Raw genomic sequence first — 6,127 nt, 5'->3', positions numbered from 1 at the left:
TTATTTTCCCTCTACTCGATTCCAAAAAATATTCTCCTAATAATCATGAAACTTGTCTCATAAGTTTAGAAGAGTGATATTAAAAAAAGGGAGAATAATAAATTGGCTATATATTACAAGAGTGTCATTTTTTTAGCGGCGTCTGCATTTTTGGGAGAGGGAATTGAGTTCTTGGTAAATATGATTCTAGCTAGAGAGCTGGGAACACACGGATTAGGGCTATATATGTCCATCCTTCCATCCATCTATTTAATTGTTCTTCTTTCAAGCTTCGAGCTTCCAGTATCGATTTCAAAATTCATTGCGGAACGCGAAGAACGCTATCACCGAAATATCTTATATCATGCGATTACGATTACGATAATCTTTACCAGTATGATCTTTTTATTGGCCACTGTGATAATACCGTTTATCCCCGTATTTAATACGTATCATCCCTATATTAGATGGCTTGTAATAATTTTAATTCCTGTTATTTCCTTCATGTCTGTCGCCAGAGGTTATTTTATGGGGATGCAGAAGATGGGGAAAATTGCGGTCTCCAATTTTTTAAGGAAAACTGCTCAGCTTGCTGGCCTATTTATTCTGTTTCGATTCCTTGCGTTTGACTCTGAAAGGGCATTATTAATTGCCATTGGTTCTTTAATTGGAAGCGAAATCGTGGTGTTCCTATACTTAATTTACATGTTTATCATTCAATTTCAACAGCTCAAACGGCAGCCTTTTTCCAATCTAAATCGGAAAGTGGTTCGGAAAAATTTAATGGCTGTTTCGATACCAACGACTGGAATGCGCTTGTTTTCCGCTTTTACCAATGCGATTCAGCCGTTCATTATCAAGGCAGCATTAGTACACGCCGGAATGAGTGAAAATCTCGCAACTGAGCAATTTGGGATGTTGATGGGAGTAGCAATGTCGATCGGCTTCTTTCCCGCTTTTATTGCCCATTCTCTTTTAGTTGTTCTCATCCCTGCTGTCTCAAAGGCACATTCTCAGCGCGATTATTCAACATTACAAAAAATGCTGCAGCAAGTTATGAAACTAACTTTCTTGTACGGGGTCGCTGCTGTAACCATTTTCTACTTTTTTGCACCAGAATTAACGTCCCTATTTTTTAAATCGGAGACGCCTGCTATTTTCTTGCAGCTGCTATGGCCGTTTTTCTTATTTCACTTTTTCATTATGCCGATGCAAGCTTTTATGATCGGTTTGGACATGATTAAAGAGGCTTTCATTCACATTATTTGGTCAACGATAATCTCCTTTGCGCTTATTTTATTACTTGGCTCTCGATCAGAGTGGGGGATGAATGGAGTCATTATTGGCATGAATACCGGGTCCGTTCTGCTAGCGCTGATGCATTATTTAACGATTTGCAAGAAAATAGGTTTTTCCATTTTTATGAGAGGGCTGATTCAAAAAGGCCAGAATTTTACCGATGGGGTGTAGGGGTCATGGCCGTCCTTTCCGTCTAATGAAGTGAGCATTATTTTTTAGACGGAAGGATGGTACATAATGGGAAAAGGATTCGGACAACCATTTGAAGAATTAGTAATTGAGCATGGTCCAGCCATTTTTAAATATATTGTAACGTTAGTGAGACAGAAAGAACTTGCAGAGGACCTTTATCAGGAAGTGTTACTTTCTGCATATTTGGCATATCCTGCAGTAAAGGAGCATTCAAAGTGTAGAAGCTGGTTTTTTACCATTGCTGTCAATAAATGCCGTGATTATTGGCGTAAAGAAAAAAAATCTAAGTTATTTTGGAAGGAAGAGGTTTATTCCTATTCAGCCTTTGCCACTACAGCCCCCATTCCAGAAGAGGAAGTCCTACATAAATTTTCCGCCGAGCAAATGGCTGAAAAGCTTAACCTATTGCCGGACATTTACCGTAAACCTATTTATCTTTATTACTATCAGGAATTAACTATAGGCGAAATAGCACAAAAAAGTAATTTGCCGATGTCTACGGTAAAAACGAGGATGAAACGGGCGAAGGAGAGACTGAGACCGAAATTGCAATCTCTCGCATAATGCTTCTTTTTAAACTATTTAAATAGAGGAGAATGTTCACGATGACTGGTAATGGAACAAAAAAGATTCCTGCACATTTAAAGCCTTTCATTTCTAAACAATCCTACCATCGCTATACTCCCATCGATCATGCGGTATGGCGTTTTGTAATGAAGCAAAATCATTATTTTTTAAAGCAAATTGCCCATCCAGCCTATGTAAATGGATTACGTGACTCCGGAATTAAAACTGAATCGATTCCAAAGGTTGAGGATATGAATACGAGTCTAGCAAAAGTGGGCTGGGGTGCCGTTACGATTGACGGATTGATTCCTGGTTCGGCTTTTTATGGTTTTTTAGCAAACGGGCTTTTGCCGATTGCAACAGAAATAAGGAACATCCAAAACATTGCCTATACGCCTGCACCGGATATGATTCATGAGGCAGCAGGGCATGCACCGATTTTATTAGATGAATCTTACCGTGAATTCGTCCAGAAAATCGGCGAAATGGGTGCAAAGGCTCTTTCCAGTAAGGAAAAGCTAGAGGTTTTTATGGCAGTACGCCATTTAACGATTGTTGCGGAGGATCCAAAATCAACTCCAGATCAAGTGAAAGAAGCCGAAAAGCAAGTGGCTGAAGCAAGGAAGAAGGTAAAAGGGTTATCTGAATCCGACCAAGTGTCACGGCTTTTTTGGTGGACTGTGGAATATGGCTTAATTGGGGAGCTGGATAATCCAAAAATATATGGCGCCGGTTTGCTTTCGTCTGTAGGTGAGAGTCAGAGCTGCTTAAAGGATGATGTACGCAAAATTCCTTTTTCTATAGAAGAATGTACGAAAACTCCATATGATGTGACAAAGCCGCAGCCGCAATTATTTGTATGTAAAAACTTTGATGACTTAGCACAGGCTATTGATCAATTTGCGGAAACGATGGCCTTTCGTAAAGGCGGGACGGAGAGTCTTGAAAAGGCTTTAACTACTGAAAATACAGCCACGATGGTTTTTTCATCTGGTTTGCAGGTTACAGGCACTGTAAGTGATATTTTGAAGGATGAAAGTGGCGAAGCGGTGTATTTCCGTACTATAGGACCCACTGCTTTATCCTTCGATAACAAGCAATTAGCAGGGCATGGCACAGCAACACATCGGAAAGGTTTCGGAACGCCAATCGGCAAATTAAAAGGCGGTATAGTCCTTGAACAATGCTCACTTTCGGAATTAAGTGCTCTAGGTATAATTGAAGAACAAAATGCCGTACTAGACTTTCAAAGCAAGGTAAGGGTAGAAGGCACCGTAAAGAGTATTTTGTTGTCAGAGGGAAAACCAATTCTCATATCCTTTAAGGACAGTACGGTAACCTATATGGACAAAGTTCTTTTTGAAAAAGCTTGGGGAACTTTCGATATGGCCGTTGGGGCAAGTATTACTTCCGTCTTTGCCGGTGCTGCAGACCCTAACAATTATTTTAAGTTTCAAACAAAAGAAGAAACGGAGGATATCATCGAACCACAGTGTTGGAATGAGCTTGAAGGATTATATGAAAAAGTTCGAAATTTACGCGATGACTCCAGTTGGAATGACCAAAGGATGTCTCAATTAAATGAAGTTTTAGCTAAATTGGATCAAGATTATCCAAATGAATGGCTGCTGAGGCTGGAAATATTAGAACTCTATAAAATTCACAAAGGCAGTCAATCAAATGCAGACCGTCTTTTAAAAGTGTTAAACAAAGCTGATTGGGAGCCATCTGTCAAACAGATGATTGAACGGGGATTAATCTTATTCAATAACAACTAATATTAAAAGGAGCTTGGGGGATAAACCCAAGCTCCTCTTTATTTTCTAGTCTCTGCTATTAATTATTCCAAATATACGAAGAATGCTGATGAATAGATTGATGAAATCAAGATATAAGTTTAATGCCATTAATGGTACTTCTTCTGGTCTTACCCCATAATGCTTCATGCGGCTGATATCAAAGAGAACGTAACCGCTGAATACCAATACACCGATAAAGGAGTAAGCAAGCATTCCCGTTGAGCTTAATGGAACGAAAAAATTAAAAATGGCAATCGCCATCATGGCAAGCAGGGCAGCAAGTAAAAATCCGCCTAAGAAAGAAAAGTTCTGCTTTGACTTTGCGGCGTAAACAGCTATTCCGGTAAAGACAACAGTTGTCGTCCCGAAAGCCATCATCACAATTTCTCCGCCTGCTGCAGCAATGTAGTGAGCTACAATAGGATACAAGGTTATCCCGGAGATAAAGGTGAAAATGTAAAGAAAAGAATACGATATGGCTTTTTTACGTCTAAAGAAGAACGCTGCCATAAGCATGACAAATTCTAAAATCATTAACGGAATAAATAACATCGGTGGTACAAATACTCCAGCCATTGTGCCAAGGAAAGCGATGGCAAGAGAAAAGGCAAACGTCCTTAAAACAGATGGCATAAATTCAGTTGATGTTTGTGGATACAATTTATTTCACCTCAAAATGTTGTATTACTAAGTTATACGTAAAAGTGGTCAAGATGTTTCATTTTTTCTAAAAAAATCTTTGTCTTCTTTTAAAAGATCGCGAATCTCGGCAAGAAGTTCTTCTTCGCGGCTGATTTTTTCCACTGCCTTAGCCGGCTCTTCTTTCTTTTTAAAGCGGCTCAGGAACTTGATAAAAAGGAAGATCGAAATGGCGATAATAAAGAAATCTAGGACTGATTGAAGAAATACGCCATATTTTATGGGTCCATAGGCGAGGTCCTTAATATCCTCAACGTTTACTGCACCGCTAATTACTACAATTATTGGCATAATTATATCAGCCACCAGGGACGAGACGATTTTACCGAATGCTCCGCCGATAATAACCCCCACAGCTAAATCTATCACATTGCCTTTCATGGCAAACTGTTTAAACTCATTCCACATGAATGACTACCTCCAATTAATTACTAAATATATAGTTTAATGCTTCATCAACTTCTTTTGCAACCTTTATAGTTTTCCAAGAAAATCTGGATTGACAGTTCCTTGAATATTAACTATAGTAACTATGTTAAATTAAATTTACTTGCACCCGTTTATGGGAGAGGTTCATAGCGTATACCCTCTATAAAAAACTATGGAATGGACAAATTGACTATATCCTTAGGATATGGTTTTTTATTTCTTAGTTTTTTAGCTCCTGTAATGCGCGGTTAATATAAGGAGGACTAAAAATGGCAGGAAGAACAGATGCAGAACTAGAAGGTGTTACATTGCTTGGTAACCAAGCTACAAAATACTTGTTTAAATATACTCCAGAGGTTTTGGAGGCGTTTGATAATAAGCATCCAAACCGTGATTATTTTGTTAAGTTTAATTTTCCAGAATTCACCAGTCTCTGTCCGAAAACAGGACAGCCAGACTTCGCAACTATTTATATTAGCTACATCCCCGACCAAAAGATGGTCGAAAGTAAATCTCTTAAGTTATATCTTTTCAGTTTCCGTAACCAAGGTGACTTTCACGAGGACTGTATGAATATCATCATGAATGATTTAATCAAGCTGATGGATCCAAGATATATCGAGGTTTGGGGCAAATTTACCCCAAGAGGCGGCATCTCTATTGACCCTTACTGCAACTACGGGAAACCGGGGACAAAGTATGAGCAAATGGCCGATTATCGGATGATGAACCACGATTTATATCCTGAAAAAATTGATAACCGCTAAGGAATATTTAATTGAAGAATTTGTGCGTTTTGGTGACCTTTTTCGCATGAATTCTTCTTTTTTATGCCATTTGGTGACTAAGATGGTGACTAGGTTACAATGATTGGTGACTACAATAAGCAATAAAAAAGACGGTACTGTTTTACTCTAAAGGGTTCCGTTTTTGGGTGCTTTCTTAACAAATGAAACAAGAATTGACGAATGAATTGGCATACGACTTTTTCTTTAATTATCAAGGTTCGTTCTGAATTCCTTTAACTTTTACATAACAATTGACATCATTTTTTGATGGACAATAAGTATTGTACTCCTTAAAAAAGAGTGCCAATACTACTGTAAATCTCATTCCCTTTATGAGTACCGGTATTATATATCCTTCTTCAACTACCATGAAAA

Annotated in this window: 6 protein-coding genes and 1 riboswitch; of the genes, 4 read left to right on the top strand and 2 right to left on the bottom strand. The window is 38.5% G+C overall.

The annotated features are described in order from the left end of the window. The first annotated feature begins 102 nt into the window (after window positions 1-102). The 3 genes from ABES02_RS28075 (at window position 103) to ABES02_RS28065 (ending at window position 3,815) form a co-directional block, all read left to right on the top strand. Window positions 103-1,449 (top strand): polysaccharide biosynthesis protein, encoded by a 1,347-nt coding sequence (locus ABES02_RS28075; protein WP_430141108.1) that lies wholly within the window; start codon window positions 103-105, stop codon window positions 1,447-1,449. Between the two features lie 66 nt (window positions 1,450-1,515). Further along, entirely contained in the window at window positions 1,516-2,034 is a 519-nt protein-coding gene (locus ABES02_RS28070; protein ID WP_430141107.1) for an RNA polymerase sigma factor, read from the top strand. 41 nt (window positions 2,035-2,075) lie between these two features. After that, on the top strand, window positions 2,076-3,815 hold the full coding sequence (locus tag ABES02_RS28065; protein ID WP_430141106.1) for an aromatic amino acid hydroxylase: 1,740 nt from the start codon (window positions 2,076-2,078) through the stop codon (window positions 3,813-3,815). A 45-nt stretch (window positions 3,816-3,860) separates the two neighbouring features. Here the strand turns inward: ABES02_RS28065 and ABES02_RS28060 are convergent, their stop codons facing one another. Together ABES02_RS28060 and mscL are read right to left on the bottom strand one after the other, a co-directional pair. Then, window positions 3,861-4,496 (bottom strand): Bax inhibitor-1/YccA family protein, encoded by a 636-nt coding sequence (locus ABES02_RS28060; RefSeq protein WP_430141105.1) that lies wholly within the window; start codon window positions 4,494-4,496, stop codon window positions 3,861-3,863. Between the two features lie 48 nt (window positions 4,497-4,544). Continuing rightward, the gene (gene mscL / locus ABES02_RS28055; RefSeq protein ID WP_430141104.1) at window positions 4,545-4,943 is read right to left on the bottom strand and encodes a large conductance mechanosensitive channel protein MscL; all 399 of its coding nucleotides are present in this window, start codon (window positions 4,941-4,943) and stop codon (window positions 4,545-4,547) included. Between the two features lie 154 nt (window positions 4,944-5,097). After that, window positions 5,098-5,144, top strand: a riboswitch (PreQ1 riboswitch). Between the two features lie 89 nt (window positions 5,145-5,233). Between mscL and queF the strand changes: the two genes are divergently transcribed. After that, the gene (gene queF, locus ABES02_RS28050) at window positions 5,234-5,731 is read left to right on the top strand and encodes a preQ(1) synthase (protein WP_430141103.1); all 498 of its coding nucleotides are present in this window, start codon (window positions 5,234-5,236) and stop codon (window positions 5,729-5,731) included. Window positions 5,732-6,127: the final 396 nt, after the last annotated feature.

This window comes from Neobacillus pocheonensis (assembly GCF_050477905.1).
Lineage (GTDB): Bacteria > Bacillota > Bacilli > Bacillales > Cytobacillaceae > Neobacillus > Neobacillus pocheonensis_A.
The sequence above is the reverse complement of the archived record's forward strand: the minus strand, read 5'-3'. Positions and strand labels throughout refer to the sequence as shown.

Coding starts and splice junctions, on each gene's coding strand:
- ABES02_RS28070 (WP_430141107.1), top strand. CDS start 1,516: ATGGGAAAAGGATTCGGACAACCATTTGAAGAATTAGTAATTGAGCAT.
- ABES02_RS28065 (WP_430141106.1), top strand. CDS start 2,076: ATGACTGGTAATGGAACAAAAAAGATTCCTGCACATTTAAAGCCTTTC.
- mscL (WP_430141104.1), bottom strand. CDS start 4,943: ATGTGGAATGAGTTTAAACAGTTTGCCATGAAAGGCAATGTGATAGAT.
- queF (WP_430141103.1), top strand. CDS start 5,234: ATGGCAGGAAGAACAGATGCAGAACTAGAAGGTGTTACATTGCTTGGT.